The organism is Pantoea sp. RCC30.1, from assembly GCF_058148845.1.
Genome location: NZ_JBXUHX010000001.1, coordinates 233,854 through 260,274, shown reverse-complemented (window position 1 = coordinate 260,274; position 26,421 = coordinate 233,854). Strand labels below are relative to the sequence as shown.

Genomic DNA, 26,421 nt, shown 5'->3' with positions numbered 1-26,421 from the left:
GGGCTGAACGCTAACAGGATATGATATGACCATCATGTGCGGCAGAAAGTACCTGCAGACTCACGATTCATAACGTCAGTTCACAGACCGCGATTTCATCATCGGCTGATTTCACCGACGTTATGAATAGTTATCCTGATCTCAGCATAGCAGCGGTAGCTTCTTACTCTTTAAAATATGAACCCAGGCAGAGCTACTCCAGTCGACTGGCGATCAGCCGCAGTTGTTCGGCAATTTGCTTTAAATCCCGCTGCTGCTGCCCGGCGCTTCCGGTCGAACTGCGCACCACCAGTTTTGCTGGCAGAATCGAAGAGGAGCGCTGCTCATCCTGCTCGCTGGCTAACAGCAGACGCGCGACCGCCTCTTTGCCCTGCAAATCCAGATCCAGCGACACCGTCGTCAGTGCCGGATGGAAGAAGGCGCTTTCATAGGTGTCATCGTAGCCAATCACCGAAATCTGACCCGGCACCGCCACGCCGCGCTGATGCAACGCACTCAGTACACCCAGCGCCATCTGGTCGTTGCCCACCAGCAGCGCGCTGAAATCCGGCGCTTCCCGCAGCAGTTGCAGCACCCCGCTGTAACCACTCTGCGCATCCCAGTTACCGTGGCTGACGCTGACCGGCTTCAGACGATAACTCTCCAGCGTATCCAGCCAGCTCTTTAACCGCAGATTAGCGGAGACCGACTCCTTTGGCCCGGCCAGCAGCGCGAATTCACGATGCCCCTGCTCATAAAGATATTTGACGCTGGCGCGGGTGCCATCAGCCGGATTAAACGAAACGTTAAACACCGAACTGTAGGGATCGACATCCAGGAAAAGACAGAGGATATCTTCGTTCTCTTGCACGATCTTCTCGGCATCGCTGCTCTCCAGCGGGACGTTAATAATCACCTTGTCCACCCGCTGAGACTTCAGCTCATTGATACAATTCTGCAGACTTTGATTGACGTTCTCATCAATCATAGCGATCAGCACCTGATAATCCGCTGCGTTGGCATAACGCTTAACCGCAGCGGCCACCTGTGATGGCGCATGTAAAGCCAGCGATGTGGTCACCAGACCCAGCGTCGTACTCTGCTTCCCCACCAACTGCTGCGCCAGTCGGTTAGGCACGTAACGCAGGGTCTCAATTGACTGTTCTACCTTGCGCCGCGTTGATTCCGAGACGTTCGCCGACTTATTCAAAACGCGCGAAACCGTCTGATACGACACGCCAGCGTGACGGGCGACATCCTCTAAGGTGGCATTTTTTGATTTCATAATCCGCATCCCTGATGACCGATAACGGAATGGTATCACAGGCGGAAGTTAAGCCAGACTGCTGCAGTCACATTGCGCGAATAAAAAGTAAAAGTAATACCTTCACATAGTCAAATTTGGTGATCTGATTCACTAATCGTTACAAATAGCGCCAATTTATTTGCAGTTCATCACACATTATCCCGATTTTGTTTGTCACTCATCTGACAAAAGGCGTTTACTGCCGCTGTCATGTGAACGTATTACAAAGAAAATTGAGGATAACATGGAAACAAGGTTATGTACTGCTGCTGTGGCGCTTGCTGCGGCCCTGACCTCCCCGACGCTCTATGCCGCTATCGACAACATTGATTTCCATGGCTATCTGCGTGGTGGCGTTGGCGTATCGCAGGATGGCGGTATTGAAGAGTATCAAAAAAACAAGATTGGCCGTCTTGGCAATGAAGCCGACACCTATGGCGAGGTTGAGCTGGGCAGCGAAGTCTACAAAAAGGATGACGTCAGTTTTTACGTCGACACCATGGTCAGCATGTTCTCCGACGGTTCTAATGATAACGAAACCACCTTCGGCGACGATGCGCAGTTTGGTTTGCGTCAGCTCAATCTGCAGATCAAAGGGCTGGTGCCGGGTGATAAGAATGCAGTGATCTGGGGCGGTAAACGTTACTACCAACGTCACGATCTGCACATTATTGATACTAAGTACTGGAATATCTCCGGCTCGGGTGCCGGTATCGAGAACTATACGCTGGGTCCGGGCGCTATCTCCTTTGCCTGGATCCGTGGCGATGCCAATGACGTCGATTACCGCGTCGATGGCGATAACGACGTCAATATCAACTACCTTGATCTTCGCTATGCCGGCTGGAAACCCTGGAGCGGCGCCTGGACTGAGTTTGGTATTGATTACGCTATGCCGAACACCACCAACAAACAGAAAGAATATGGTGGCCTGTATGACGCAGATAATGGCGTTATGGTTACCAGTGAAATCAGTCAGGACGTGTGGGGCGGCTATCAGAAACTGGTCTTCCAGTACGCCAACAAAGGTCTGGCGCAGAACATGATTTCGCAGGGCGGCGGCTGGTATGACATGTGGAACGATACCCAAAACGCCACCGGCTATCGCGTGATCAATACCGGCCTGCTGCCGATTACCGACAAGTTCTCCCTGAATCAGGTCTTTACCTGGGGTTCTGCCGATGATGTCACCGCGCAGACCAGCAAAAGCACCTTGCTGTCGCTGGTGGGTCGTGGTCAGTATCAATTCACGCAGTATGTCCGCGGCATCGGCGAAGTTGGTAGCTTCTGGCAGAAAGATGAGAACAAAGTAGGCAGCGACTATAAACAGGCGGGTCAGAAATATACGCTGGCGCTGGGCCTGGCAGCCGGTCCCGAATTTATGTCACGTCCGGAGCTGCGTCTGTTTGCTTCTTACCTGAATGACTCAGAAGACGGGCACAGCTTCAAAGACAACACCAGTAACAACACCTGGAACTTCGGTGTACAGGTCGAAGCCTGGTGGTAACCGCGCAGTCTCCTCATTGTGATCATTGTTAAGCTCTTATGCAGGGGCTTATTTGGATAACCGGCGACGGTTATCCATTTTTTTTTACTTCATATTTTTACAGCGGCTTTTTATTCCGGCTTAAAGAAACGGGCTTCCAGCAACTGACGCAACTGGTCGGACTGCGTTCCAAAGATCGCATGAACCTCATGCCCCAGAATCACCACGCCAATCGCCCCCGCCTTCTGCAATCCCGCCGTATCCACCGCCTTCAGCGACGTCACCTTCACGCGCAGCCGCGTTAAACAGGCGTCCACCTGCTGAATATTCTCACGCCCGCCAAAGCAGTTCACCAGACGCTCCAGAAGCTCGCTGTCTACCTCAAGCTCTTCCACCGTCAGCGGCTGCCGACTGAAATATTGCTTAAATGATTTCAGACTCACCATGTTGGTCTCCTTCAGATAACAAAAAGGCGGGCTGCTGCCCGCCACTCACGACTGATAAACGAAAACGAGGGGGGATAGGCGCGGGACCGCTCACAGAATATACACTCTTCCTGCATCTACCCTGCAATCAGCCTCTAAAAACCTGCCCTCTATCAAAAGCAAAACCCAGCACTTCCCACAGACAACGCCCAAATCAAAAGCGATGGGGGCATATGCCCCCTGAGCCTGCGATCACCCTGCCATCAAGCGGCATTCAACTAGCGTTACAGGCTTGCGCCTTCAATTAGCATTGCACTCAAAACCCGACATCCCCACGGCCCCAGTGTCAGCGATTCCCCCACACCCGAGCCATCAATCAAATCACTCAGGCCGGCAGGCAACGACACCTGCTGCACCTGCGCCGTAAAATTCTGCACAAACAGAAACGCCTGCTCACCGTCGGTACGGCGCTGAACCACCACGCCAGGGGGCAACTCGCTCTCCAGCGCACGCGGTAACCCAAGCTGCTTAATCAGCGCACCATAAAAATCCCGATGGAACGACAGATCATTACGTGACGCGATATACCAGGCTTTGCCCAGCCCCACTCGATTCACCGTCACTGCCGGTGTTCCGGCATAAAAATCACTCTCGTAACTGGCCAGCGCAGTCGCACCCTCCAGATGAATATGCTCGCAAAGCTCCCGCGCCTGATACGGCCCGCTCAACCCCAGCTCATTGCCTCGCACCCCGCGCACGCCGTTAAACTCCTCATCGGTCAGACTATCTATCTCTTCTGACCAGATGCCTAGCAGTGACCGCAATGGCCCAGGGAACCCGCCGAGGTAACAAAGATCGCTTTCATTCACGACGCCGCTCCAGTAACTGGCCACAAAATGCCCGCCCCGCTCAACATGCTCCTCTACACGCGCCGCGAAACCGTCGCGCACCATATAGAGCATCGGCGCAATCACCAGATCGTAACCACTCAAATCGCTGTCGCCATTAATCACATCTACCGCAACACCCTGCTCCCAGAAAGCCCGATAGTGCTCGTTCACCGTGCGCTCATAATGCAGACCGAGATTGCGCGGACCCTGCGCGTTATCCATCGCCCAACGACTCTCCCAGTCGAAAATAATCGCCACCCGTGCCTCAACCCGACTGCCCATCACTGGCGTCATCGCGGCAAGCATCCGGCCCAGTTCGCTCACTTCACGACCAGTACGCGTATCCAGATGACCGACATGATCGACGACTGCGCCATGAAACTTCTCGACCGAACCCCGACTCTTGCGCCACTGGAAATATTGCACCGCGTCCGCACCGTGCGCCACCGCCTGTAACGATGACAGAATATGCATTCCCGGCTTCTTTAACTTGCTGGTCGGCTGCCAGTTCGTCGCGCCCGGCGTCGATTCCATCAGCACAAATGGCTTGCCCTGCTTCAGGGTGCGCATCAAATCGTGATACATCGCGGTATAACAGGCGAGCGTGGTCTCATCCTTCTCGTTGTGCCACATCGGGTAGCTATCCCACGAGATAAAATCCAGTTCCGATGCCAGCTTCCAGTAATCGTAGTCGTAGAAGTACTCCATGAAATTAGTGGTGGCAGGCAGATCGGGATTGGCCTGCTTCAGCGGTTTAATCTCCTCACGACAGAAGTCAGTCACCTGATCGGTCATAAACCGCCGCCAGTCCAGATTCAGGCCATGAATCGACATCTCACCCTGTGGCGCAGGCGACACAATCTGTGACCAGTCGCTGTAAGTGTGACTCCAGAAATCGCTCCACCAGGCGAGATTCAGCTTCTCCAGCGTCTCATAGCGGCGCTGCAACCAGCCGCGAAACGCCTCCTGACAGCGATCGCAGTGACACTCGCCGCCATACTCATTGGAAATATGCCAGCCGATCACCGCCGGATGATGCGCATAACGCGCCGCCAGCCTGCTGTTCATCGCCTGCACTTTCTGGCGATAGACCGGTGAGGACATACAGTGATTATGACGGCCGCCATGCAGGGCCGGCACGCGATCGCGTCCCACGCGCAACACTTCCGGATATGCCTGCGACATCCAGGCCGGACGTGCGCCACTCGGTGTAGCAAGAAACACAGAAATTCCCTGCAGCCAGAGGGTATCAATCACCTCATCCAGCCAGCCAAATTCATAGCGTCCCTCTTCCGGCTCCAGCTTCGCCCAGCTGAAAATACCCACCGACATGACGTTACAGTTCGCCTGCGTCATCATTGCTACGTCGTCATCAATAATGCCCGGCTGATGCGCCCACTGTTCCGGATTGTAGTCAGCACCATGCAGCAGCCGGTTAACCCGGGCGCTGAGCGGGGGAAATTTATTCATACCTGTTCCTCAGAGGAAGACATCAGCGTTAGCGCTAATAGTTAATGAAAAACCTGCAGCGAAGGCAGAGCCTTGCCGTGACAGTCAAACAGCGCCTGGTTTTCGCGGGCGTTGCCCTGTTTCCATTCGTCGTGGATATATTTCATGCCTGCGGGTGTGGCCCAGGTATTGCCGGGCGCGGGGATCCATGCTGGCTCCCAATAGACCACGCCCTTGCCGCGATGGTCCGGCACTGCCAGCACCGCTTTAATCAGGTCATGCAGATAGGCCGCCTGGCCTGCTACGCTGCCGGGATAGCCGCCCGCCTGCTCCTCTTTGGCCTGGAAACTGTTCTCAGCGTTGTCGCAGTTTTCCAGCGTGTAGCCGTAAGCGGCTTCCACCACCATCACGTCCTTGTTATAGCGTCGCGAGATATCATCCATGTTGGCTTTCAGGGCGCTGATGGGACCGTTCCAGTAGGTGTACATCGACAGGCCAATCACATCGAACGGGACATCACGCTTAACGATTTCGTCGAACCACCAGCGGAAAGTGTCATTTTTCGTGCCCTCGGCCAGATGCAGCATGATCTTCACCTGATGCGGATCGCTAAGGTTCTCGCGCAAACCGCTGATGCCTGCCTTCAGCAGACCGGCCAGCCGATCGAACTCGCCGCCGTTCTGGCCCCAGCTCTTGCCTTCCGGCCAGAGCATGCCGCCATTAAGCTCGTTGCCAATCTGCACGATATCCGGCATCACACCTTCTGCTTTAAAGCGGGCGATGGTGTCACGCGTATAGTCATGCACCTGCGTTTCCAGCTGAGGAAAGGTCAGCGATTGCCAGGCTTTGGGCTTGAACTGCTTGCCAGGATCGGTCCAGAAATCGCTGTAATGAATATCCAGCAGCAGCTTCAGTCCCGCCGCTTTTACACGCTTCGCCAGCGCGAGCGTGGTCGCCAGATCGTTGCCGCCACCGCCGTAGGTGTGGCCGCTGCTGTCGGTGGGATCGACCCACAGCCGTAGACGGATGGTGTTGATACCATTGGCTTTAAGGATGGCGATGGCATCCTGCTGCTGGTTGTCCGCGTTATAGAATTTCGCGCCCTGCTTCTCCAGCTCAGCCAGCGAAGAGATATCCGCACCCTTGATAAAATCGGCTGGCCACGGCCCGGCAGAAGGGATGGCAGGCTGATCGGCGGCGAGCAGCTGTGTCGCCCAGGCCAGCGCCAGGGCGAGAATCAATGTTTTTGGCGTCATGATTTATCCTTTAGTACTGCCTGAGGCCAGGCCGGAAACGAAGTATTTCTGCAGGGCCAGATAGAACACCGCGACCGGCACGGCAATCAGCACAGCACCGGCTGCATAGGTGGTATAGCTGGCACCCATTTTTTGCGACACCAGGTTATAGAGGCCAATTGGCAGCGTGAACTGCTCAGGCGTACGCAAAATGGTGCTGGAGAGAATGAAATCGCCCAGCGGCCCGGTGAAGGAGAACAGCGCCACCACCGCCAGAATCGGCTTTGACAGCGGCATGATGATCTCCACGAAGATACGGAAATTGCCTGCCCCGTCCATGCGCGCAGACTCATCCAGATCTTTGGGAATCGAGTCGAGATAGCCCTTCATCAGATAGGTGTTCATCGGGATCATTCCGCCGACGTAGATCAACACCAGCGCCAGATGGCTGTTGATTAATCCCAGCAACTGCGACAGCACGAAAATCGCGATTAGCGCCGAAAACTGCGGGATCATCTGCAGCAGCAGAAACAGCATCAGGCCGTTCTGCCGTCCCTTAAACCGAAAACGGGAAAAGGCATAGGCGGTACAGCTGACGCTGATGAGCGTCAGCACCATGGTCAGGAAACTGATTTTCATCGAGTTCCAGTACCACGTCATATAAGGCACCGTGCCGTTGAACAGGTCGCGGTAGTGCTGCAGCGACGCATTCTCCGGAATGATTGAGCTGCTGAGCAGGCTGTTGCCTGCATTCAGTGATGCCCCTACCGTCCAGACCAGCGGATAAATGATGATGGTCGAGACGACCAGCACTACCAGCCAGGTCAGCGACAGGCGTATCCACCTTTCGCGTTTAATACTGCCGGACTTCGCCATAACTGCTCCCTTACGCCATCTCATCTTGTTTAAACGACCGGGTCGCGCGGAACTGCCACAGCGCCAGACCTACCACGAAAATCGACAGCAGAATGGTGATGGTGGCCGCGATAGCATATTGCGACGACGACATGGTGAGCTTGTAGATCCACGACACCAGGATATCGGTTCCTCCGGCATTCGATCCCGCCACGGCCGGACCGCCGTTGTTAAACAGATAAATGATGTTGAAATTATTAAAGTTGAAGGTGTATTGCGTGATGATGATCGGCGCAATGGCGTAGAGCACCAGCGGTAGCGTGATGGTTTTCAGCCGTGTCCAGGCGCTGGCACCATCCATAATGGCTGCCTCATAAAGGTCATCCGGGATCGCCTGCAGTACACCGGTTGTCATCGCAAAGACAAACGGGAAGCCGAGCCAGGTCTGCATCATGATCAGCGCCGTTTTGGTCCAGAACGGATCGGTCATCCAGGCTTTAGGCGCGATGCCAAAGAAATCGAGAATCGCGTTATTGATCACCCCAAAGCTGTCGTTGAACATCCCGGCAAATACCAGAATGGTCACAAAGCCCGGCACCGCCCACGGCAGGATAAAGATGGTGCGGATCAGCGGCTTAAAGCGCAGGTCTTTCTGATTGACCAGAATCGCCAGCATCACGCCCACGGTGCACTGCAGCGTGGTCGCCAGCAGCGTCCAGACCACCGTCCATTGCAGCACGTCAAAGAAAGTGGAGCGCCAGATCGACAGCGTGAAAATGTTGATGAAGTTTTTAAACCCCACCCAGTCCACCAGCTTCGCCGGGGGTGTGTGGTAGAGGTTGTAGTTGGTAAAGGCGATGGCGAAACCAAACAGAATCGGAAACACCACCACGAACACCAGCAGAATAAAGCCCGGCGAAATCATCAGATACGGGAAGCCGTCGCGCAGCAGTAACTGGTACTGCTGACGCACGCTGTTAAGCTGCTGGCCTTTATCGCGCTTAACGCCGTTGACCCATGCGTCGCGCACTGACACGCCCCAGACCGCCACGCCGAAGGCGGCAATCAGCACGCTGATAATCCCTTCTGCCAGCAGGAAAATGGAATTATCGCGCGGCACCGATTCCCCCAGCGTATAAAGCCCCCAGAATCCTTCACGCAGAAAATCGTGAAAGACGCCGGTAAAGCTGCTGAGAAGAATCAGAAAGCACAACCCTTTCGCCCACTGACGGTGGTAAAACTGGCCGCAGCCAGGCAGCAGTGCCAGCAGCGCACCGGTCGTCGCATGACGACGCGGTCGCTTAGCCGTCACCAGATGTTCATCGGAAGATATCGCCACACCCTGATCCTTATCCTGTACGGTTATCCCGCGAACCGGCATTACTGGTTGCTGGCCTGCATTGCTTCAATTTGCATGGTGATCTGCTTCACTGCGTTATCCAGCGCCGCTTTTGGCTCCTGCTTGCCGGAAACGCTCAGCTCCAGCGCCGCATTGGCCGGTCCCCACACTTCCTGCATCTCTGGTACGCCTGGCATGGCTGACGCACGTGCCGCCTGCACCGCGACCGCATTGGCCTTCTCATCATTTTTGATAATCGGATCGTTCATCAGCGCAGTGACCGGTGGGATCTCCTGAGTTTTCTGATAACGCTCTTTCACATACTGCGGCTGGTTGATAAAGGTGAGGAATTTCTGCGCCAGTGCCTGATCTTTACTCCAGGTGGACACCACATAGCCTTTTACGCCCAGGAAGGAGCTCATCGGCTTGCCGTTTGGCAGCAATGGCAGGGGCGCCACGCCGTAGTTGATCCCGGCAGCCTGATAAGGCTGGAAAGCCCACGGCCCGTTGATCACAGCCGCCGCTTTCTTCTCGGTAAACAGCGAGTCGATAGCGTTAAGGCCGTTGTCGCCCATGATGCCGCCCGGCAGCAATCCTTCACTGAAGAAACGCTTGAGATAAGTCACCGCGTCCACGCTGCCCGGTGTGTTCAGTCCGATATCTTTGGTGTTAATCGCGCCTTTGGCGTCTTTGCCAAAGATGTAAGACCCCATCGGAGCCATCACACCCCAGCTGTAATAAATCTGATCAAACTTGGCGAGCAGGCCATACATTTTCGCCTCGCGCTGCTTTTGCGAGAAAGCGCGATACTCATCCAGGGTTTTCAGCGGCGCGGGCAGCAGATCTTTGTTGTAGATCAGCACCAGGGTTTCTACTGCCTTGGGGACGCCATAGACCACGGCGTTCTGTGTGAAAGCCGCCATCGCCGACGGGGTATAAGCGCTCTGCTCTGCTGCGTCGATTTTCAGCGGTGCCAGCAAGCCCTGCACCACCGCGCTGCCGAGCTGGTCGTTGGGGATCACCAGCACATCAGGGCCGATTCCCGCCGGGCCATCCAGACGCAGCTTTTCGATCTGCTGTGCAAACGGCATCTCCTGCACTTTCACTTCAACGCCGTACTGTTTCTGAAAATCGGCAACCGCCGTTTTGATGCCTTCTGCTTTCTTAATATCTTCCCAGACGGTGAGTTGCTGAGCGGCCCAGACGGATTGATTAAGCATCAATGCTGACATGAGTAGCGTAACGCTGATTTTAATTTTCATTGCTGGCCTCGTGTGAAGGTATGACATTTTAAGCTGTCATTTGCTGTTGTTCTTTTTTCAGACACATGCTGAACAGGGAATCACCGGACATGTGTAGCGTGAATAACGTATCACATTTATGCCATACGCTACGCGGAACAGGTGTCGCGCTCCAGCCCGTTTGCACCAATGTGTGATCGGTATTACAGAAATCAAAAACAGCGATAGGGCGCACTCTGGCGTAACGTTATAGTCAGCGCAGGCACCATCAGGGCTGACGTGAAAAAAGACCAACTGTTATACGTCGTACATTTTAGCCGCCAAATCTCCTGCCGTGAGGATCAGCATGTCCAGTATCAGATTGAGAAACGTCACCAAACGCTTTGGTAAAACAGAAACGCTGAAAAATATTGCGCTCGATATCGAGGCCGGTGAATTTGCGGTTTTCGTCGGTCCATCAGGCTGCGGTAAATCCACGCTGCTGAGGCTGATTGCCGGGCTGGAAGAGATCAGTGAAGGCGAGATTTTGATTGGCGATGAGGTAATGAATGATGTCGCGCCTTCGCACCGAGGCGTCGCGATGGTGTTCCAGAGTTATGCACTCTATCCCCATATGACGGTGGCGGAGAATATTGGTTACGGCCTGAAAGTGAACGGGCTGCCAAAGGCGCAGATTCAGCATCAGGTAGAGATGGTGGCGAAGACGCTGCAGCTGGGGCAGTTGCTGGATCGTAAACCTAAACAACTTTCCGGCGGGCAGCGTCAGCGTGTTGCGATTGGCCGCGCGATTGTCCGTAATCCTCGGGTGTTTATGTTTGATGAGCCACTGTCGAACCTGGATGCAGAGCTGCGTGTCGATATGCGGCTGCACATTGCTAAGCTGCATCAGGAGCTGAAAACCACCATGGTTTATGTCACGCACGATCAGACAGAAGCGATGACGCTGGCCGATAAGATTGTAGTGATGAACTACGGCAAGGTGGAACAGGTCGGCTCACCGATGGAACTCTATTACAATCCGATCAACCGCTTTGTCGCAGGCTTTATCGGTTCACCTAAGATGAACTTCCTGCCCGCGCGCGTTGAGCAGTGTGGCCCTGCCGGGCTGATCGCCGTGATTAATGACGGCGAACACCGGCTGCAACTCCCCTTTCCCATCCGACCGTTGCAGCCAGGTGATGAGATCACGCTGGGCATCCGGCCGGAGCAGTTGCAGATCAGTGGCGATGCGCCACTGAACATCGACTTCCACTGCGAGGTGGTTGAGCGACTCGGCAACAACACCTATCTTTTTGGTCAGAGCCACGGCCACGACGGCTTCAAGATGCTGCTGCCTGGCGATGTGCATTTCCGTCCCTATCAGACGCTGCGTCCTACCTTCCATCCACACCACTGCATGGTGTTTGATGCCGATGGCGCACGCATCAGCGCGGATATCGAGATGCCGCAGGTGCGCGCGGCCTGAAGTGAGTGTCTGGAGGGAGATAACGAGAGGCCGGAAACGGCCTTTTATGTTTTCAGGCCTGGAATAATAGTGGGTACAGAGAAGGCATTGCCGGCATGTTCTGAGCAAAACATGAACTCACCCGCAATCCCTTCCCTCACTAACCCGCTATCCCGGCTTATTTACCAAGAATGTTGTTAACCGCTTTCAGGTGGCCAGCTTTATCTTTGTGATTTGAAACCACCTGAATCACGGTGAATTTCTTGTTGGCGGCCGCCAGCAGAGTAGCTTGCTGCACATCGTTGCCACCCATCTTGTCAGTAGCTTCAATGTGATAGACCGGCAGACCATTGGCATTCTCAGTTTTCTCACTGATCACCGTATAGGAAGGTGAAGCCTGCTTCTGCTTGTCTTTGATAGACTTCCCGCCCTCAAGAAAATCAGCGTCACTGCCACCGCGCGCAATCACCGGGATCTCTTCTTCGCCAATGATCAATACGCGTTTTTCCTGCTTGTTCACATACATGGTACCTGGTCCGCCGCCCGGTACAGGCTGCTTCTCATAGCCCTGTAGTTTGAAAGTCTGTTTGCCATCCAGCAAAGAGATCGTCTGAGTCTGCGTGTTTGCAGCCTGTGCTGTTTTCGCTTCGGCTGCTGATGCGATCATCGGGGCGCTGCCAAGAGCAGCGGTCAGGCAGAGGGCACCCATAATGTTTATTGATTGACGTAATTTCACCGTGAACTCCTTCGTGTAGTGGATATTTCCATTCCACTGACACCACATCAGGTGTCAGCGAGGCAGAGGTGTTATCGGGTCAGGTCGTAAATACAGATCCCTGAGCCGAGCAGAAACAGAATAATCGGCCAGTAGAGAACGGGGATAAAAAAGAAGTTGTGGGTTTTTTCGGGGGCCATCATCGGCTCACTTTTCGTCGCCGTTGCGATAGAATCCAGCCATTTTTCCTGCCGGAGCGCCCAGACGAAGACCGCACAAAAAAGGGCCGCGATGATGAGGGTCGCCCCTGTTGCCCATAAATGCGCGACAAAGAAACCGTCATAGTAATAAAAATCCAGAGCCCATTTACACAGCAGCCAGGCGGCACAAATTAATAGCGCGACAAAAAACCCGACTCCGCTCCAGACGATCATCTTTATATCCTTTAAATGGGTTAGGAACGAGGAATGATTTTCTGGAAATTAACATATTTTTATCATTGTGGCGATATTTTCTTTGGTGCTAATATTCTCTCAGACCCGCTCAGGGCATATCGACCTGTTTCATTATAAAGCGCCTGATGCTGCCAGGGTTATTTCCTGATGTTGTTGCTTATGCTTAATCACGCACTTATAGCGTTGATATTGCACCCAGGGTGCAGCAGAGCCATTTGTTACGTTACGATATTATTTCTATGCGAATGAATAGCGACTGTGTCACTACTGTCTTTGAACATTCTCATCTGCGGTTCCGGCAGGCGTTAAGCAGAAACTTAGTTGTTGTCATCCGCATGAAACCGTTTCGGAATCGCCAGATTTTTTCGCAAGGCATAGAGGAACATATGAATCAACCCTTTGAAAGTATTAATAAAGCCAGTGCTTCTAAAAAGTACAGTGCGAAGTGGCAGGCCCGCTTTGATTTTTTTGACCGTCATGGTGCTCCCAGTACACCCGGCTTCAGAGAGGCATTGAAACAATTGCCTTTCAGGCAAAAACTGAGAGTGAACATGAACTTAGTTGCCTTCCTTTTCGGTCCGATTTATCTGTTTGTACTCGGTCTGTGGAAGAAGAACATCATGCTTATTTTAATTATGATAGCTGTTTATACTATTTTGATCATCGCCTTAGCGATAGCGGGCATGGAATTTCCACGATACCTTCAGATTGGCCTGGGCTATGGCTTTAATGCCCTGTACGGCATGAGCACGAACTACAGTTATTACCTGAAAGAGAGAAAAGGCGATAACGGCTGGAATCCCTTTAAAGGGATGCGCTGGTAATATTTTCAGCGCAGCTGCCGAAATATAAAAAGTGGTATAGCGTCAGCAGACAGGCAGTTTTTTAAACGCCCCTGAGGCGGCTGTCCAAAATAAATAATGAACATTAACTCAAATTTCTGGTGTCATGCCTGAACAAAAATGAGGCGCCCGCAGAATAGCTGACTGGCGATAAAAAATATCCTGGAATATTTTTGCGGGCCTTTTCAAAAAGGGTTGAGACTGGCTTATAATCCCTCTGCAATAATTATAATATCGCTGAAGCTCGCTTACGTGTCCCCACAGCATAGACGGGGCCAGGGTGTTCTTTTTAAGAATTTCCTGATGTCAGCAGCTTCTCCCTTTCACTGACATATAGGATGTTATTATTTTGAAATCATTAACGGAATTGAAAAAGGGTTATCTGAAGGTATTTCTCTGGCTGCTGTTCACACTGTTTCTGGTACCCGTTATTACTCTGGTTTTTGCTGAATACGGCAACGCGCAACTCGATCAGCAGTACACCCAGTTCTTCATGAACGATGCGCAAGAGCAACATCAGGATACCGGCAAACTGCAGGCATTTTTACAGCAAAACCCGCCGTCCAGCGTCTGCGGTCCGGTCGATGAAAATCTGCAGGATTATAAAAACGCCGTCTGCGCACCGCAATCCGAACTGTGGCAGTTCTACATGATGGATAAAGTGGCATTCTGGACGCTGATCGGCAGCGGCGTTGTTCTGCTGATGGTGCTGTTGTTCAGTGCGCTGGCCTTTAAAAGCCGCCAGGGACAGGTAATCAGTCTGGCGCTGGCCCGCAAGTTCCTGATGCTGGCCTGTTCGCTGGAAGTCATGGTGCAGGGCGGTATGCTGGTCTGGCTCTCATTCTGGGGCACCGCCTTCTTCACGCAAACCTACTATCCAAAACTGGTTATGGCGGTAGGCTTGCTGGTGCTGGCTGGCATGTATTACATGATTAAAGGCATCTTCAAAAAACTCCCACCGGAAGAGAGTATTGAAGGCGAAGTTGTGACCCGCGAAGCGGCTCCGGCACTCTGGTCACAGATTGATATGCTGGCCGCCAGAGTGGGCACCACGCCACCCGATCATATCGTTGCGGGTATCGATACCAACTTTTACGTGACGGAAGCCCCGCTGAGCGTAAACGGGCATCCTCTCACCGGTCGTAAGCTCTATGTCAGTATTCCGCTGCTGCGTCAGCTCACCGTTGCGCAGGCTGATGGCGTAATGGTCCATGAACTGACACACCTGCATGAAGGCGACACCGCTTCCGGCGCACTGCTGGGACCGAAGCTGCACCGCTTTGACCTCTACATGCAGCTGATGGGTCAGAATCTGGCAACGCTGATCGTCTACTATCCGCTCTATCTCTATCGCATGCTGTTTGAGCTGGCATGGCAGCGCAACAGCCGTGAACGCGAGTTTGTGGCGGATCGCAATGCCTCAACGCTGGTCTCCCCCGCCGCGATTATCGAATCGCTGATCAAAGTGTCGGCCTATGCCAGCTACCGCAGTGAAGTTGAGCGAAACTTCTTTAATAACCGGACGCTGCATGAAAATGAACTGGGGATCAGTAAAGCTATCGCTGCCGGTCTGCCTGAGCATGTCGCCTCTCCGGACTTTATCAGCATTGTCCGCGAACAGAATGTGCCGCACCCGTTTGATTCACACCCGCCGCTGGCAGAAAGGATGCGCAATGTCGGGTACAACATCGATGAAGCCGACTATGCATCGGTCGCCGCCGATTTCCCGGCCGAGAGCTGGGTCGATCTGATGCCCGTTGCCAACGAAATTGAACAGCAACTGTGGCAGAAATATGAACGCGACTTCTCTTCAGTGCATGAGGAAAGCCTGGCCTGGCGCTATCAGCCTGAAGGTGAAATGGAAACCGCGCTGGTGCTGAAGCATTTCCCCAATGTGCCTTACACGCTGAAAGATGACTCACAGATTGTCATCACCTGGCAGGGCATCGTCTCACCGAAAACCGCCGAACTGCTGGATTGGGATAACGTTAAAAACATCAATGTTATCCGTAATTTCGGCCGGGATAAGCTCTACGTGCAGCATGAGCAGCCGAACGCTAAAGGCAAAAAGCGCAGTGAGATCCCCTTGCCTGGCCTGAAGAAAGAGATAGAAGCCTTTAAAAACACCCTCGGCTATTACTGGCATCGTCATCAGACAGTCAGGGCGTTACTGAAAGAAGAATCGGCGGAAGCGACGCAAAGCGCATAACCCGTAAGTCATCGGCTCCCTCATCGCAGCGGATAAGGGAGCCAATGCGAACATCCATTTCCAGTCTGTATTTCTGACCACATAAATAAAGGAACGATTGTGTTTAAAAGAGCAAGCAGGGCCATGATACCCGGGATGCTGGTGACTGCCCTTGTGCTGCCGCTGGCAGCATGTGACAACAGTGACAAAGCGGATGCAAAGCCAGCCCCGCAGAGTCAACCCCAGGCTGTTGCGGAGGATAGCGCTGCGCAACTCACCACAAAATTAAACGCCTATGTGGGTTGCTTTAACACGACGGATGGATCGGTTCGCGATAGTGGCCTGCGCTATGTGAGCTGGATGACAAATGCTGAAAAGGGGCCAACCGGCAAAGAGCGCAACGTCAACGTACTGGGCGAGGTCACACCTTACGAACTGGAAAAATGTACTAAAGCTATCAATGAAGCATCTCAGGCCAGTCCCAAAATGCCAGCGCTGGATGCAGCAGCCACACAGTATCTGGCGGATTTAACGACGCTGCAGCCGCTGGTTTCGCAGGCTCATCTTTACTACAGTCAGGAAGATTATAAGGATGATGGCTTCGCGAAAGGCAAACAGATGCATCAACCGCTCATGAAGGCGTTTGACCGCTTTATGAAATCCAGCGACCAGTTCGGTGCCGAAGTTGAAAAAGAGAACAATGAGGTCGTTGCTGCGCAACTCGTTGAGATTGAAAAGTCTGAGGGCCGCCATAGTCGCTATTACCGCCTGGCATTAGTCACTCAGGCCAAACCGCTGGCCACCCTGTTTACCTCCCCCGCTCCCGACGTGGCCGGGATGACAAAAGCGATTGATGCTTACAGTGCGTTGCTGGCTGAGGCAGGAAAGGCAACGGATAGCGAAGCAGGTAAGCCATTAACCTGGTCCATCTTCCAGGAAAATGCCGGAACCTTCCTGAAAGACTGCAAGGATCGCATGCGGCGGGTACGCGATAAAACACCGTACAGCACGGGTGAGCAGAGTCTGCTGAAAGGAAGCGGCAATTCGGGCTGGATGGTATCAGGTTCACCGATGCGCGTTTTAAAATCCTATAACGAACTGGTCGAGGCCGGTAACCGCCTGTAAGCTGGCTGCCCGCCCCATAGGATGCCGGGGCGGGATAGCGCAGCCCGATGAGTGCTCGTCGGGATTTTCTGACCGTAAATTTTATCCTGAGAGGAGTGAGAGTGCAGGCAAAGGTCGGCGATATCTACAGCGTGTATTCCCCGCAATTGCAGCAGTATGTCGCCTGTCAGGTGACACACCTCCAGCAGCCTGCTAATGCCAGAGGCAAAGCTCTTGCAGCCATTCTGCAACTCGACTGGGCGGGTGATCGTCTGCCTGACAAAACCGAAGCCAGTCGTATGCTGCCTTTGTGCTGCAGCTACTATTTTCTCAAAGAGAGTTTCGATGAGGGTTATGTTCCCGCCAGCGTGCCACCGGGACATGTGTTGATTGCTAACCTGCCGCCGCTGACAGACCACGAAGTCAGCACCTATAAATTTGGCTGGGACGTAGGAGATAGTCTGGCGCGTCAGCGCAGCTGGGAGAAAATCAATCCCGTCAAACGTGCGCAGTTTAAGGCCGCCTCTGGCGCGCGCAACGTCATCGTCGGCGGTCAGACACTTCGTGAGAACACCACCCGTATCAATGACAGCCTCCTGCAAAGCCTGACTGACCTCTCTGAACTTGATCGGCTGCCTTGCCTGATGACCATCGAAACCCGCCATGGCACCCCGGAACTGATGGCTTATATCCAGCAGCATCACTTCATTAACGAGCTGCACTGGCAGTCCGCCGTGGTCAGCAAGATCGATGTTGAAGCCACCCGACTGTCGCGCTTGATTCTGCACCCGGAAGGCGTGAGCCGCGTGCGGCTGAATCCTGATCTCTCCCTTCTGTCACTCACCGCAATGCCCTCGTCAGGTTTTAGGGTTGAGACGCATCAGGAAGGACGTAACCTCTGCCTGCAATGTTCGCAGGGTTTGCCGTTACTGCAGGGTCTGGATCGGCTAGGGGCGTTGTCACTGACGGGCGTTAAGGAGATCGATCTGGCACCAGTGGTTGAGCGTTTTCCCTGTCTGACTGAGCTGCGCCTCTGGGGAAAACCCGGCGTGGTCAGCCATATGCAGAGCATTGCCGCGCTGCCACAGTTGCAGATGCTGACTCTCTCTGACATTTTTGGCTTTGGCGCGGCCGACTTTCCCCGGCCAGAACAGTTGCCGAATATCGCCAGCCTGTGGATGACCAGTGTCCCGTTTGATGTGGTCAGTTTCGTCAGAACCGCTTATAAAAAGGCGACAACTCAGGGGCTGGATCTCTCATTGAGTAAAGCCCGTAAGCCGGAATGGCTGGCTGAGAACCTGCATAATCCGTTCCGGGACTGGGATGGGCGCGAACATATTTCGGCCACTTATGCAAAAAAAGCGGCGCTGGCTTACAAAAACCTGCAGGATGCGACACAAAATATTAATAGCAGCATGGATGTGGCAGCCTTGTTGTCCGCCGCCGTAACCGCCTACACCGAAGCCTTCAATCTCATCGACCGGCGTTCGAAGGCGATCGAGACAGTGGAACGTGAAGAGATATACAGTGTGCTGTTCGATGTCCTGAATGCGCTGGAGCAGAAGCTGGGCGAGCAAGGCGCTTCACTTGTGGATCAGCCGCGTCTTTACCCGCTTTTCGACCAGCTACGTGAATTCTGAGCGATATCGATTGTTCCAGCGGGTCACGTTTTTCGCACGCCTTTCAGCAGTGCCTGAGTCACATCAGAACCCTTTCCTGAGGGCGAACAGACCAGCCCGAACTCACGGTGTATCGCAGGGTTTAACGGCACCACAGACAGGCCGCGCAGCTCCGTTGGCAAGGCAGATTCCGGCACCAGCGCGACACCCATTCCCTCTCGCACCAGCAGACAGGCGCTGATCCAGTCGCGGACTTTTACCTGCACATCGGAGAGCTGAAATCCCGCCTGTTCGATCAGGCTTTTGCCATTCACCACGCACCCGCCTGTCGCAAGCACAAAGGGCTTGTCTGCCAGTTCCTGCAGGGTTATGCCTTTCACCCCACTCTGCGGATAGCTGGCTGGCATAACCGTGACCCAGGCGTCCTGTCCTAATATCACATCAGCACGCCCGGGGGCGGGATTCATCACTACCCCCAGCTCAACAGTGTCTGCTGCCAGCCACTCCTCAACTTCTTCGTCTGTTCCTTCGAGCACCACAATCTCTATGCCGGGATGCAGACGCTTAAAGCTCCGCAGCAGGCCAGGCAGGAGTGTGGAGGTCACAGAGGGAAAGCTGGCAAGCCGGATACGTCCTCCCTGTAACCCCCGACTCTCATCAGCCAGCTCACGAATCGCAATGAGCTGCGCCAGCATGGTTCGGGCATGTTCAATCACCCGCTCACCCAGCGCGGTGACGCCGATGTGCCGACGCTCACGCACGAACACCGGGAACCCGAGTGACAACTCCAGCTGTGCAATTGCCTGGCTGGCAGCGGACTGGGTCATGCCTGTCGCTTCAGCACCACGCGAAATATTGCTGGCATCAGCCACCGCCACCAGCAGACGCCAGTGTTGAAGATTCATCACGATTATCAGTAGCCCAGCTAATAGTTAATTATTGAAGCATTAATTTTACAGTGGAATGGAGATTAAGCACAGTGTATTCAGACAGGACAATCTCAGACCGCTTTCAATTTCTCAGGAGAACAGATGAAACTTTACTACGCCCCGGATACCTGTTCGCTTTCGCCTCACATTGTACTGCGTGAACTGGCACTGGCGTTTGAGCTGGTTAAAGTGGACAACAGGAACAAGCTCACCGCGGACGGACGCGACTTTCGCCTTATCAATCCCAAAGGCTATGTCGCTGCGCTGGAACTGGACGACGGGCAGATACTGACTGAAGGGCCTGCGATTGTGCAGTACCTCGCCGATCTGAAACCGGAAAGCAGGCTGGCACCACCAGCAAAGAGTTGGGAGCGGGTTCGACTGCAAGAGTGGCTGAACTTTATTACCAGTGAGATCCATGCGGGGTCCGCGCTACTGTTCAACAAGGCACTGCCCGACGCTGTCCTGGCTATTTTTCGTGAGAAGCTTTTCCGGCGGTTCGACTATCTGCAGGCTACGCTGGCTGAAAAGGCCTTCCTGATGGGGGCGTTGTTCTGCGTTGCTGATGCCTACCTGTTTACCGTACTGGGCTGGTGTAAGTTCTTTAACATTGAACTGGATCGCTGGCCTGCGCTGGTGGCGTACAGGGCGAGGATCAGTGCGCGCCCTGCTGTGCAGGCGGCCTTACTGGCAGAAGCATCACAGTAAGCACGGCAGGATTGGCAGTCCGGATCATGAAGTGGGCAAAACCTTATCGTTTAACCCGCAACGGGTTAGTATCTCCGGACTGACGTTGTAGCAGGGAGTCGGCTTTATGATTAATAGCGCGAAGGTGGAAACCTCAATCATCAGGAATGCCGGTAAGGATTTTGAGGTCACGCTATTGAGAGCGAAGGAGGCCAGGCACTGCATCCTTTTCGCGGCCGGTGCTGGCGGGAGTCCACTCCGTCATCTGGAGCTTTTGCAGACCTTTAGCCGGAATGGCATTTCAGTGGTCGCGCCGCATTTCGAGCGGTTAATCTCACCCATGCCTTCAAAGGCTGATTTGCTGGAACGTAGCCAGAGGCTTGCCCTGGCCCAGGAAAAGTTTGGTCAACATTATGCGTCGATTACCGGTGTCGGACATTCCCTCGGCACCGTGATTCTGCTGATGCATGCCGGGGCGACGGCGTGGACCCGTACCGGAGAGAAAGTGACTTATTCCGGCAGTCAGGATTTGAATCAACTGATGCTGTTAGCCCCACCAGCGGATTTTTTCAGAGCACCAGCGGCCCTCGCCTCCGTGCAAGTGCCGGTGAAGATCTGGACAGGCGAGAAGGACACGCTCACACCGCCATCGCAAGCGCTGTTCATCCAATCAGAATTAGATAGTCGAACGGTGACCGATGTTTGCGTGGTTAAAGATGCCGGTCATTTTACCTTTATGAATACGCTGCCGCCGCACATCACAGACACCCACCCTTCACGCGAATCGCTTCTGCTCATTCTGGGAGAAGAGATATCCCGTTTTGTCACGGGTTATCAGGCCAGGCAATGACTCCCCCCTGATTAAACCGAACCCTCTTTTTCAATCACCAGCACGCGAGCGATGCCCTGTGGACGGGCAATGTGCTCTGTCCCTTCACTGGCGTAAAAGATATCACCGGCTTTGAGTTCCCGGCTTTTAACTTCGCCCTTCTCCTTATATTGCATTTCCACACACCCATCCATGACAGCAAAAACCTCCTGTCCGTCGTTGATGTGCCACTTATAAGGCTGATCGGTCCAGTGAAGTTTCACGCTGACATTGTCGAAGCTGGCAATATGCTGTGAGTCCCAGGCCCTTGAGCCATTAAATTCCTTGCTGCTATAAAAATTCATCTTTTCTCCATCAACAGACGTGCTTTAGCGTCATGAATATCAGAGAGAGTGGATGGATTCTATACGCCCGCCTTCTGTTGTCCTGATCTGTCTCCTTGTTGTCCGCTTAAGGGCAGATGGTCACTTAAGGATTAATCGAATAGCGTAAAATACCGGCCAGGAATAACATGGAACAAGCCTGTATTTATCCCAACGACATAAGGTCTGTCATGTCATCGATGAGTCTGCAAAACCTCTATCGTTCAACAAACGAAAACACTGCCTCCATCTGGGCGGAAAATGCAGGAACCGGTGAAATCAAACAAGGAAACTACTACGATCCTGTCAGGCTGGCTCTTGCTTCAGGCATACAACCACTGGTTTCCTTTGATGTCTCACGACTTATTGGCGAATTACAGCAGCTCACAAAAGATGATCCCCTTGCCGATGTTCAGCCAAAAGAGGGTTTACATTTTACCTTCCTGCCCCTGACCCCGCCGCTGTTTAACGAAAACGATCCACTGCCAGAAAAAGTGGAAGAATTGACGAAGATCTGGATTGAATTTGATGCGAAGAAAATCGTTATACGAGATCTTCGGTTGGTTGCGTTGCCCAGCCAGTTGTTGCTTGCGGGAATCCCTGACAGTCCCGCATTAGCCATGCGCCAGTCATTCTGCGAACAGATTCTGGATTCGCACTGGAAAGATGAGTTGCAGTTGCGTCACAGCGGCAGCCCATTACCCGCCCCCTTCTGGCACAGCACCCTTCTGCGCTACGGCGCCGATTTTTTACCAGCATCCGTACGACAGTTTATTATCGAACGTCAGGCTGTTAACTTTGGCGATGTTGCTGGAGAATTAAAACTGGCGAGGGTCAACTACAACTGGACGACATGTTATTCATTGGAATAAATCGGGTAAGCGCTAATCAAGCCAGTCATTCGCCTACAACGCAACGGCCAGGGTAAATATCCGCTCGTTGGGACATTACAGCCTGCCCAACGCTATCTCGTGCTGATAGCCAGTTTAGCCGCGAAGCATAAAAATAAGCCACCTGTTGCTCTGTCCATAATTTTGACAACGCGACTTTTCTTCAATATGGCTGACGCAAAATGCGTGGTTAAAATGAGTGTGACTGACCACATCGTCCCAATGATTACGTGGATGCTCACAAGGATGAAAGTCCATATTAAAGGAGAGTGGCCGGCAGGTATAAACTGCGGCAAAAAAGAGACATAGAAAATGCCTATTTTGGGATTGAGCACATTCCCCAGCATTCCTCTGATAAACCAATTTCCCTGAGAATCATTGTTCTCATCGCCATCACTGAAAGATGACCGGGGACGAATCAGCAATTGTAAGCCCAGCCAGCTCAGGTAGACTGCGCCACAAACTTTAAGCACCGTGTAAGCCATCTCTGAAACCGCCAGCAGAGCACCAAGCCCTAACGCGACCAGCGCGCCCCATATAAAACAGCCAGCATCAATGCCAAGCGCAGCGTGAAAAGCTTTTTTGCCGCCCTCAGCACAAGCGGTGCGTAGAATAAGTGCCGTATCGAGGCCGGGAGCCAGGGTAAGTAACAGTGCCGCGAGAGAGAATGCGAGGAGGGAATCGTTAACAGTCATTTTCTATCTCCGAAAGTGAAGATGCTAATCATTTAGCTTCCTTCGATCAATCCATCAAAGTGTACTTTTTTCAAACTGCCGCCTGATGCCTGATAACCTTCCCCGGCTGAAAAAAGGGTTCTTCCACAACACTTTCTGCCTTCCCAACACCTGATAACGTTCAGCCTGTGCCGTCTTGTTTACATCATGTCACTTTTGACTTGAAGAAAAATTCCAGGGAAATTTAAAAAACCGCCGCGAGCTGCCGATAACCTCATGTATCGAAACTCTGTACGCAGGAAACAATATCCATGTCACCATCCGACACCCATAGTAATCATCAGGAAATTGGCGAAATTACGGCACGTGCTGGCTACATCCTGCGGCAGCTTCGCGACAGTCTGCAACAGCTGGGGCTTGATAAAACCATTGCCGATGTGGCTGGAAGCATCCCGAATGCCCGCGAAAGGCTGGGTTATGTCGTCACAATGACCCGCGAAGCAGCAGAGGGCGTGATCAACAGCGTGGAAATCACGCAGCCTCTGCAAACAGAGCTGGGAGAAAAAGCGGAGAAACTCACACAACGCTGGGATGCCACTTCCGGGACGCTGTCAGACAAAGAACAGACCCAGGCATTAGCTGCAGATACCGTTGCCTTGCTGAATGACGTCCCCCGTGTCACGGGTCTGACACAACAGCAGTTGCACGCGATCATGATGTCTCAGGGCTTCCAGGATCTCACAGGACAGATTGTGCAGGCTATGATGGCCGTGCTGAATCAGGCTGAACAGCAGCTGATACAGGTCATCCGTGATAATACCGGCTCACATAGCACCGCCGAGCGCACTGCGCAGTCTACACCCGCCTCCGCATCAGAGACCCCTGCCAGTCAGGATGATGTGGACGACCTGCTGGCCAGTCTGGGAATGTAAGCTGACAAAATAAAACCGCGATGAGAACGGACGATTAATAAGCAGAGAGTCTTCGCCAGGGCAACGTCCTCCTCGTTTAAAGATATTGTTGTATCGCCCTGCTGAATTCACAGTCAAAAGCGGATATCACTAAAACAACTGTGTTAATCAAAGAGGCTGCTCCGGGGTACAAGAAACTTTGCCCCTGAGCATTACAGTTTCAGTTCAGCTTCTTTCAGCGCGGTGCCACCACCCATAACTTTATAGAAAGTATTGAGATTTTGATAGTAAGCCTGCTCAACGCTGACCAGACTGGTACGTGCCGCATAGAGCGAACGCTGCGCAGTTAACGCGTTAAGATAACTATCCACGCCATTCTGATATCGCTGATCTGCCAGATTGTAATAGTTCTGCGATGCAGCAACATTGTTACGCTGACTGGACAGCTGATCGTGAATCGTACCCCGTCGACCCAGTGCATCAGCGACTTCCTGAAAGGCCGTTTGCACCGCCTTCTCATACCCGGCTACATAATAATCTTTCTGCGCCTTAGTATAATTAAGGTAAGCGGTGTTATAACCTCCGCTGAAAATCGGCAAAGAAATAGCGGGCGCAAAAGACCATATTCCGGCTCCGTTCCTGAAAAGCGAGGACAGTTCAGAACTGCCGATACCGCCGCTGGCCGTGAGTGAAATACTCGGGAAGAAGTTAGCGCGGGCTGCACCGATATTTGCGTTCGCGGCTTTGAGAGTATGCTCAGCCTGTAGTACGTCCGGACGGTTATTTAGCACATCCGATGAAACTCCAGCGGGTACTTCACGTAGCGCATTACCGATCGACTCAATATTCTGCGGTAACAGATTCTCAGGCACGTTTTTCCCCACCACCAAATCAAGGGCATTCTTGTCCTGAGCCACACTGGTGGTGTAACTGGCGACGTCCGCCTGCGCGGTTTGATAGAGGGTTTCTGCTGACGCAATATCTACCATCGAACCTACACCGTTTTGCATACGTTTACGAGTCACCTCCAGTGACTGACGCGCACTTTCTGCTGTCTGTTTCGCAATGATAAGAGTGCTTCGGTCAGCGGCAAGCTGTAACCAGTAATTCACTGTGTTATACAACACGGTCAGGCGCGTGCTTCGGGCCCCCTCCAGAGTACTGAGGTATTTTTCATATTGCTGACGGCTCAGACTTTGATTCTTACCAAAAAGATCCAGTTCGAAGGAGCTGATGCTCCCTTCAGCAGCAGAATTATTACCCAGGGCAGTCTGATTCCCCTCTCCCGTCAGCGCACGTGAGCGGGTACCACTCACACTGGCACTGACAGAAGGGAACAGATCGGCTCGCTGCTCTCCATACTGCGCATGTGCGGATTTAACACTGGCCACCGCTTCACGAAGATCGCGGCTGCTGTCGAACGACATCATTACCACCTGATTCAACTTCGCATCAAGGATATAATCCTGCCAGCTGATGTCACGATAATTAGCCGGCGCACCTTTTAAGGTTCGGTAGGCATCGCCATTTGGGGTTGTCATACTACTCACATTGATGGGACGATCGTAATGCGGATCGAGTGAAACGCACCCTGTGATTGAGCAGGATAAAAACAACATTAAATGTCTTGCATACATAGTTATTATTCCTCTGCCTTCACAGCAGTAAAGGTTAATTGTGCATCACCCAGCGCAATTGCCGGGAATATGCGACGGATCGTAAAAAGCAATAAGAAACTTCATCCGCAAGATAGTGTTCTGGTTACAGCCGACTGAACAGATGACGCTGCGTCATTAAAAAATAACGTGTTACAGAAGAAATATTCTATTAATTAATATCTTTAATTAAGTCATATGAATATAAAAACCCTTGGTCAGATTATTCCCTGATAATATTTCCCTGTTTTAAAACCCACCTCAGATTTTCTGTGCCTTCCCTTACAATCCAGTGGTCCCGGGGCATTATTACTGCGTACTTCAGAACCGACATATATGTTGAAAAAATGAGGCACGATTGTCTCTTTTCATCAACGCAGCATGCTGTCTGATTCAATTGCTTTGATCTTCTGATAATAGTGGTAACTATCTCAATAAATTCATACTCATCGAACCTGACTGTCACCCCATTACTTGCTGATAATCTGAAATATTCATCACTGAAATAAACAATCCTGATAAGCCGTTTTAACTGATTGTTTTTTAATACCGTGGCAAGGCTTTCAAGCAGAACATCACGCAGGGCAGTTACAGGCTGGTTATGGACATGATTAATTCTCTTCAGCTCACTCAGAAGGGAAAAAGATAGTCTTTCAACTACCCCTCTTAGTAAATCTTCTTTATCAACGAAATGCCAGTATACCGCACCCCGCGTGACCCCGGCCTGGGTCGCGACTGCCTGAAGAGTGGTTCTGGATATGCCTGAGTGACAAAAGCATACTTCTGCCGCATTCAGTATTTTCCTGCGTGTAGCATCAGTTACTATCTTCGTAGTCCTGACCACAGTTTACCACCTCAGACTATTCATTCTCAGCATTCAAACCAGAAAGTACTGACAGGGGTTCCCCTGCC

24 protein-coding genes are annotated in these 26,421 nt (G+C 52.7%); 10 read left to right on the top strand and 14 right to left on the bottom strand.

Annotation, left to right across the window (positions count from 1 at the left end):
- Positions 1 to 193: 193 nt before the first annotated feature.
- Positions 194 to 1,264 (bottom strand): LacI family DNA-binding transcriptional regulator, encoded by a 1,071-nt coding sequence (locus AC2LB6_RS01220; RefSeq protein WP_490092073.1) that lies wholly within the window; start codon positions 1,262 to 1,264, stop codon positions 194 to 196.
- Positions 1,265 to 1,529: 265 nt separating this feature from the next.
- On the opposite strand from AC2LB6_RS01220, the gene AC2LB6_RS01215 reads away from it, so the two are divergent.
- The gene (locus AC2LB6_RS01215; RefSeq protein ID WP_490092072.1) at positions 1,530 to 2,792 is read left to right on the top strand and encodes a maltoporin; all 1,263 of its coding nucleotides are present in this window, start codon (positions 1,530 to 1,532) and stop codon (positions 2,790 to 2,792) included.
- A gap of 110 nt (positions 2,793 to 2,902) precedes the next feature.
- Here AC2LB6_RS01215 and AC2LB6_RS01210 read toward each other — a convergent pair whose 3' ends face one another.
- The 6 genes from AC2LB6_RS01210 to AC2LB6_RS01185 form a co-directional block, all read right to left on the bottom strand.
- Positions 2,903 to 3,217 carry a PTS sugar transporter subunit IIB gene (locus AC2LB6_RS01210; RefSeq protein ID WP_090964776.1) on the bottom strand — a complete coding sequence of 105 codons (315 nt, stop codon included), beginning with the start codon at positions 3,215 to 3,217 and terminating at the stop codon, positions 2,903 to 2,905.
- 263 nt (positions 3,218 to 3,480) lie between these two features.
- Positions 3,481 to 5,556, bottom strand: a complete 2,076-nt coding sequence (locus tag AC2LB6_RS01205) for a beta-galactosidase (RefSeq protein ID WP_490092071.1) — start codon at positions 5,554 to 5,556, stop codon at positions 3,481 to 3,483.
- A gap of 41 nt (positions 5,557 to 5,597) precedes the next feature.
- The gene (locus tag AC2LB6_RS01200; RefSeq protein WP_490092070.1) at positions 5,598 to 6,791 is read right to left on the bottom strand and encodes a glycoside hydrolase family 53 protein; all 1,194 of its coding nucleotides are present in this window, start codon (positions 6,789 to 6,791) and stop codon (positions 5,598 to 5,600) included.
- A 3-nt stretch (positions 6,792 to 6,794) separates the two neighbouring features.
- Positions 6,795 to 7,646, bottom strand: coding sequence for a sugar ABC transporter permease (locus tag AC2LB6_RS01195; protein ID WP_140033818.1), 852 nt, complete (start codon positions 7,644 to 7,646; stop codon positions 6,795 to 6,797).
- A 10-nt stretch (positions 7,647 to 7,656) separates the two neighbouring features.
- A complete protein-coding gene (locus tag AC2LB6_RS01190) occupies positions 7,657 to 9,006 on the bottom strand; it encodes a carbohydrate ABC transporter permease (RefSeq protein ID WP_490092069.1) in 1,350 nt (449 codons plus the stop codon).
- Entirely contained in the window at positions 9,006 to 10,226 is a 1,221-nt protein-coding gene (locus AC2LB6_RS01185) for an extracellular solute-binding protein (RefSeq protein ID WP_490092068.1), read from the bottom strand. The genes AC2LB6_RS01190 and AC2LB6_RS01185 overlap by 1 nt, the downstream gene beginning before the upstream one ends.
- Positions 10,227 to 10,551: 325 nt before the next feature.
- Between AC2LB6_RS01185 and AC2LB6_RS01180 the strand changes: the two genes are divergently transcribed.
- Entirely contained in the window at positions 10,552 to 11,670 is a 1,119-nt protein-coding gene (locus tag AC2LB6_RS01180) for an ABC transporter ATP-binding protein (RefSeq protein WP_490092067.1), read from the top strand.
- A gap of 157 nt (positions 11,671 to 11,827) precedes the next feature.
- Here the strand turns inward: AC2LB6_RS01180 and AC2LB6_RS01175 are convergent, their stop codons facing one another.
- Together AC2LB6_RS01175 and AC2LB6_RS01170 are read right to left on the bottom strand one after the other, a co-directional pair.
- A complete protein-coding gene (locus AC2LB6_RS01175; protein ID WP_490092066.1) occupies positions 11,828 to 12,385 on the bottom strand; it encodes a hypothetical protein in 558 nt (185 codons plus the stop codon).
- Between the two features lie 71 nt (positions 12,386 to 12,456).
- Positions 12,457 to 12,798, bottom strand: coding sequence for a hypothetical protein (locus AC2LB6_RS01170; protein WP_490092065.1), 342 nt, complete (start codon positions 12,796 to 12,798; stop codon positions 12,457 to 12,459).
- Between the two features lie 236 nt (positions 12,799 to 13,034).
- Between AC2LB6_RS01170 and AC2LB6_RS01165 the strand changes: the two genes are divergently transcribed.
- The 4 genes from AC2LB6_RS01165 (at position 13,035) to AC2LB6_RS01150 (ending at position 18,593) form a co-directional block, all read left to right on the top strand.
- Positions 13,035 to 13,643, top strand: a complete 609-nt coding sequence (locus AC2LB6_RS01165; RefSeq protein ID WP_490092064.1) for a DUF2628 domain-containing protein — start codon at positions 13,035 to 13,037, stop codon at positions 13,641 to 13,643.
- 367 nt (positions 13,644 to 14,010) lie between these two features.
- Positions 14,011 to 15,870: a M48 family metallopeptidase gene (locus AC2LB6_RS01160; RefSeq protein WP_490092063.1), complete on the top strand. Its 1,860-nt coding sequence runs from the start codon at positions 14,011 to 14,013 to the stop codon at positions 15,868 to 15,870.
- Positions 15,871 to 16,005: 135 nt separating this feature from the next.
- Positions 16,006 to 16,974, top strand: a complete 969-nt coding sequence (locus AC2LB6_RS01155; protein ID WP_490092297.1) for a YiiG family protein — start codon at positions 16,006 to 16,008, stop codon at positions 16,972 to 16,974.
- Positions 16,975 to 17,075: 101 nt separating this feature from the next.
- Positions 17,076 to 18,593 carry a hypothetical protein gene (locus AC2LB6_RS01150; protein WP_490092062.1) on the top strand — a complete coding sequence of 506 codons (1,518 nt, stop codon included), beginning with the start codon at positions 17,076 to 17,078 and terminating at the stop codon, positions 18,591 to 18,593.
- Between the two features lie 23 nt (positions 18,594 to 18,616).
- On the opposite strand, the gene AC2LB6_RS01145 is transcribed toward AC2LB6_RS01150, so the two are convergent.
- On the bottom strand, positions 18,617 to 19,477 hold the full coding sequence (locus AC2LB6_RS01145; RefSeq protein ID WP_490092061.1) for a LysR family transcriptional regulator: 861 nt from the start codon (positions 19,475 to 19,477) through the stop codon (positions 18,617 to 18,619).
- A 126-nt stretch (positions 19,478 to 19,603) separates the two neighbouring features.
- Between AC2LB6_RS01145 and gstA the strand changes: the two genes are divergently transcribed.
- The gene (gene gstA, locus AC2LB6_RS01140) at positions 19,604 to 20,209 is read left to right on the top strand and encodes a glutathione transferase GstA (protein ID WP_490092060.1); all 606 of its coding nucleotides are present in this window, start codon (positions 19,604 to 19,606) and stop codon (positions 20,207 to 20,209) included.
- 106 nt (positions 20,210 to 20,315) lie between these two features.
- On the top strand, positions 20,316 to 21,038 hold the full coding sequence (locus AC2LB6_RS01135; protein WP_490092059.1) for an alpha/beta hydrolase: 723 nt from the start codon (positions 20,316 to 20,318) through the stop codon (positions 21,036 to 21,038).
- 11 nt (positions 21,039 to 21,049) lie between these two features.
- Here the strand turns inward: AC2LB6_RS01135 and AC2LB6_RS01130 are convergent, their stop codons facing one another.
- Positions 21,050 to 21,361, bottom strand: a complete 312-nt coding sequence (locus AC2LB6_RS01130; RefSeq protein WP_490092058.1) for a cupin domain-containing protein — start codon at positions 21,359 to 21,361, stop codon at positions 21,050 to 21,052.
- Positions 21,362 to 21,570: 209 nt separating this feature from the next.
- On the opposite strand from AC2LB6_RS01130, the gene AC2LB6_RS01125 reads away from it, so the two are divergent.
- A complete protein-coding gene (locus AC2LB6_RS01125; RefSeq protein ID WP_490092296.1) occupies positions 21,571 to 22,251 on the top strand; it encodes a hypothetical protein in 681 nt (226 codons plus the stop codon).
- A gap of 92 nt (positions 22,252 to 22,343) precedes the next feature.
- Here AC2LB6_RS01125 and AC2LB6_RS01120 read toward each other — a convergent pair whose 3' ends face one another.
- Positions 22,344 to 22,964 carry a LysE family translocator gene (locus AC2LB6_RS01120; RefSeq protein WP_490092057.1) on the bottom strand — a complete coding sequence of 207 codons (621 nt, stop codon included), beginning with the start codon at positions 22,962 to 22,964 and terminating at the stop codon, positions 22,344 to 22,346.
- A 290-nt stretch (positions 22,965 to 23,254) separates the two neighbouring features.
- Between AC2LB6_RS01120 and AC2LB6_RS01115 the strand changes: the two genes are divergently transcribed.
- A complete protein-coding gene (locus AC2LB6_RS01115) occupies positions 23,255 to 23,875 on the top strand; it encodes a protein phosphatase CheZ (protein ID WP_490092056.1) in 621 nt (206 codons plus the stop codon).
- Between the two features lie 191 nt (positions 23,876 to 24,066).
- Here the strand turns inward: AC2LB6_RS01115 and AC2LB6_RS01110 are convergent, their stop codons facing one another.
- Both AC2LB6_RS01110 and AC2LB6_RS01105 read right to left on the bottom strand, forming a co-directional pair.
- On the bottom strand, positions 24,067 to 25,491 hold the full coding sequence (locus AC2LB6_RS01110; RefSeq protein ID WP_490092055.1) for an efflux transporter outer membrane subunit: 1,425 nt from the start codon (positions 25,489 to 25,491) through the stop codon (positions 24,067 to 24,069).
- Positions 25,492 to 25,732: 241 nt separating this feature from the next.
- The gene (locus AC2LB6_RS01105; protein WP_490092054.1) at positions 25,733 to 26,353 is read right to left on the bottom strand and encodes a TetR/AcrR family transcriptional regulator; all 621 of its coding nucleotides are present in this window, start codon (positions 26,351 to 26,353) and stop codon (positions 25,733 to 25,735) included.
- Between the last annotated feature and the right edge of the window lie 68 nt (positions 26,354 to 26,421).

What these genes read in the sequence shown, in the direction of transcription:
- AC2LB6_RS01220 (WP_490092073.1), bottom strand. Translation starts at nt 1,264, where the DNA reads ATGAAATCAAAAAATGCCACCTTAGAGGATGTCGCCCGTCACGCTGGC.
- AC2LB6_RS01215 (WP_490092072.1), top strand. Translation starts at nt 1,530, where the DNA reads ATGGAAACAAGGTTATGTACTGCTGCTGTGGCGCTTGCTGCGGCCCTG.
- AC2LB6_RS01210 (WP_090964776.1), bottom strand. Translation starts at nt 3,217, where the DNA reads ATGGTGAGTCTGAAATCATTTAAGCAATATTTCAGTCGGCAGCCGCTG.
- AC2LB6_RS01205 (WP_490092071.1), bottom strand. Translation starts at nt 5,556, where the DNA reads ATGAATAAATTTCCCCCGCTCAGCGCCCGGGTTAACCGGCTGCTGCAT.
- AC2LB6_RS01200 (WP_490092070.1), bottom strand. Translation starts at nt 6,791, where the DNA reads ATGACGCCAAAAACATTGATTCTCGCCCTGGCGCTGGCCTGGGCGACA.
- AC2LB6_RS01195 (WP_140033818.1), bottom strand. Translation starts at nt 7,646, where the DNA reads ATGGCGAAGTCCGGCAGTATTAAACGCGAAAGGTGGATACGCCTGTCG.
- AC2LB6_RS01190 (WP_490092069.1), bottom strand. Translation starts at nt 9,006, where the DNA reads ATGCCGGTTCGCGGGATAACCGTACAGGATAAGGATCAGGGTGTGGCG.
- AC2LB6_RS01185 (WP_490092068.1), bottom strand. Translation starts at nt 10,226, where the DNA reads ATGAAAATTAAAATCAGCGTTACGCTACTCATGTCAGCATTGATGCTT.
- AC2LB6_RS01180 (WP_490092067.1), top strand. Translation starts at nt 10,552, where the DNA reads ATGTCCAGTATCAGATTGAGAAACGTCACCAAACGCTTTGGTAAAACA.
- AC2LB6_RS01170 (WP_490092065.1), bottom strand. Translation starts at nt 12,798, where the DNA reads ATGATCGTCTGGAGCGGAGTCGGGTTTTTTGTCGCGCTATTAATTTGT.
- AC2LB6_RS01155 (WP_490092297.1), top strand. Translation starts at nt 16,006, where the DNA reads ATGCTGGTGACTGCCCTTGTGCTGCCGCTGGCAGCATGTGACAACAGT.
- AC2LB6_RS01145 (WP_490092061.1), bottom strand. Translation starts at nt 19,477, where the DNA reads ATGAATCTTCAACACTGGCGTCTGCTGGTGGCGGTGGCTGATGCCAGC.
- gstA (WP_490092060.1), top strand. Translation starts at nt 19,604, where the DNA reads ATGAAACTTTACTACGCCCCGGATACCTGTTCGCTTTCGCCTCACATT.
- AC2LB6_RS01135 (WP_490092059.1), top strand. Translation starts at nt 20,316, where the DNA reads ATGATTAATAGCGCGAAGGTGGAAACCTCAATCATCAGGAATGCCGGT.
- AC2LB6_RS01130 (WP_490092058.1), bottom strand. Translation starts at nt 21,361, where the DNA reads ATGAATTTTTATAGCAGCAAGGAATTTAATGGCTCAAGGGCCTGGGAC.
- AC2LB6_RS01125 (WP_490092296.1), top strand. Translation starts at nt 21,571, where the DNA reads ATGTCATCGATGAGTCTGCAAAACCTCTATCGTTCAACAAACGAAAAC.
- AC2LB6_RS01120 (WP_490092057.1), bottom strand. Translation starts at nt 22,964, where the DNA reads ATGACTGTTAACGATTCCCTCCTCGCATTCTCTCTCGCGGCACTGTTA.
- AC2LB6_RS01115 (WP_490092056.1), top strand. Translation starts at nt 23,255, where the DNA reads ATGTCACCATCCGACACCCATAGTAATCATCAGGAAATTGGCGAAATT.
- AC2LB6_RS01110 (WP_490092055.1), bottom strand. Translation starts at nt 25,491, where the DNA reads ATGTATGCAAGACATTTAATGTTGTTTTTATCCTGCTCAATCACAGGG.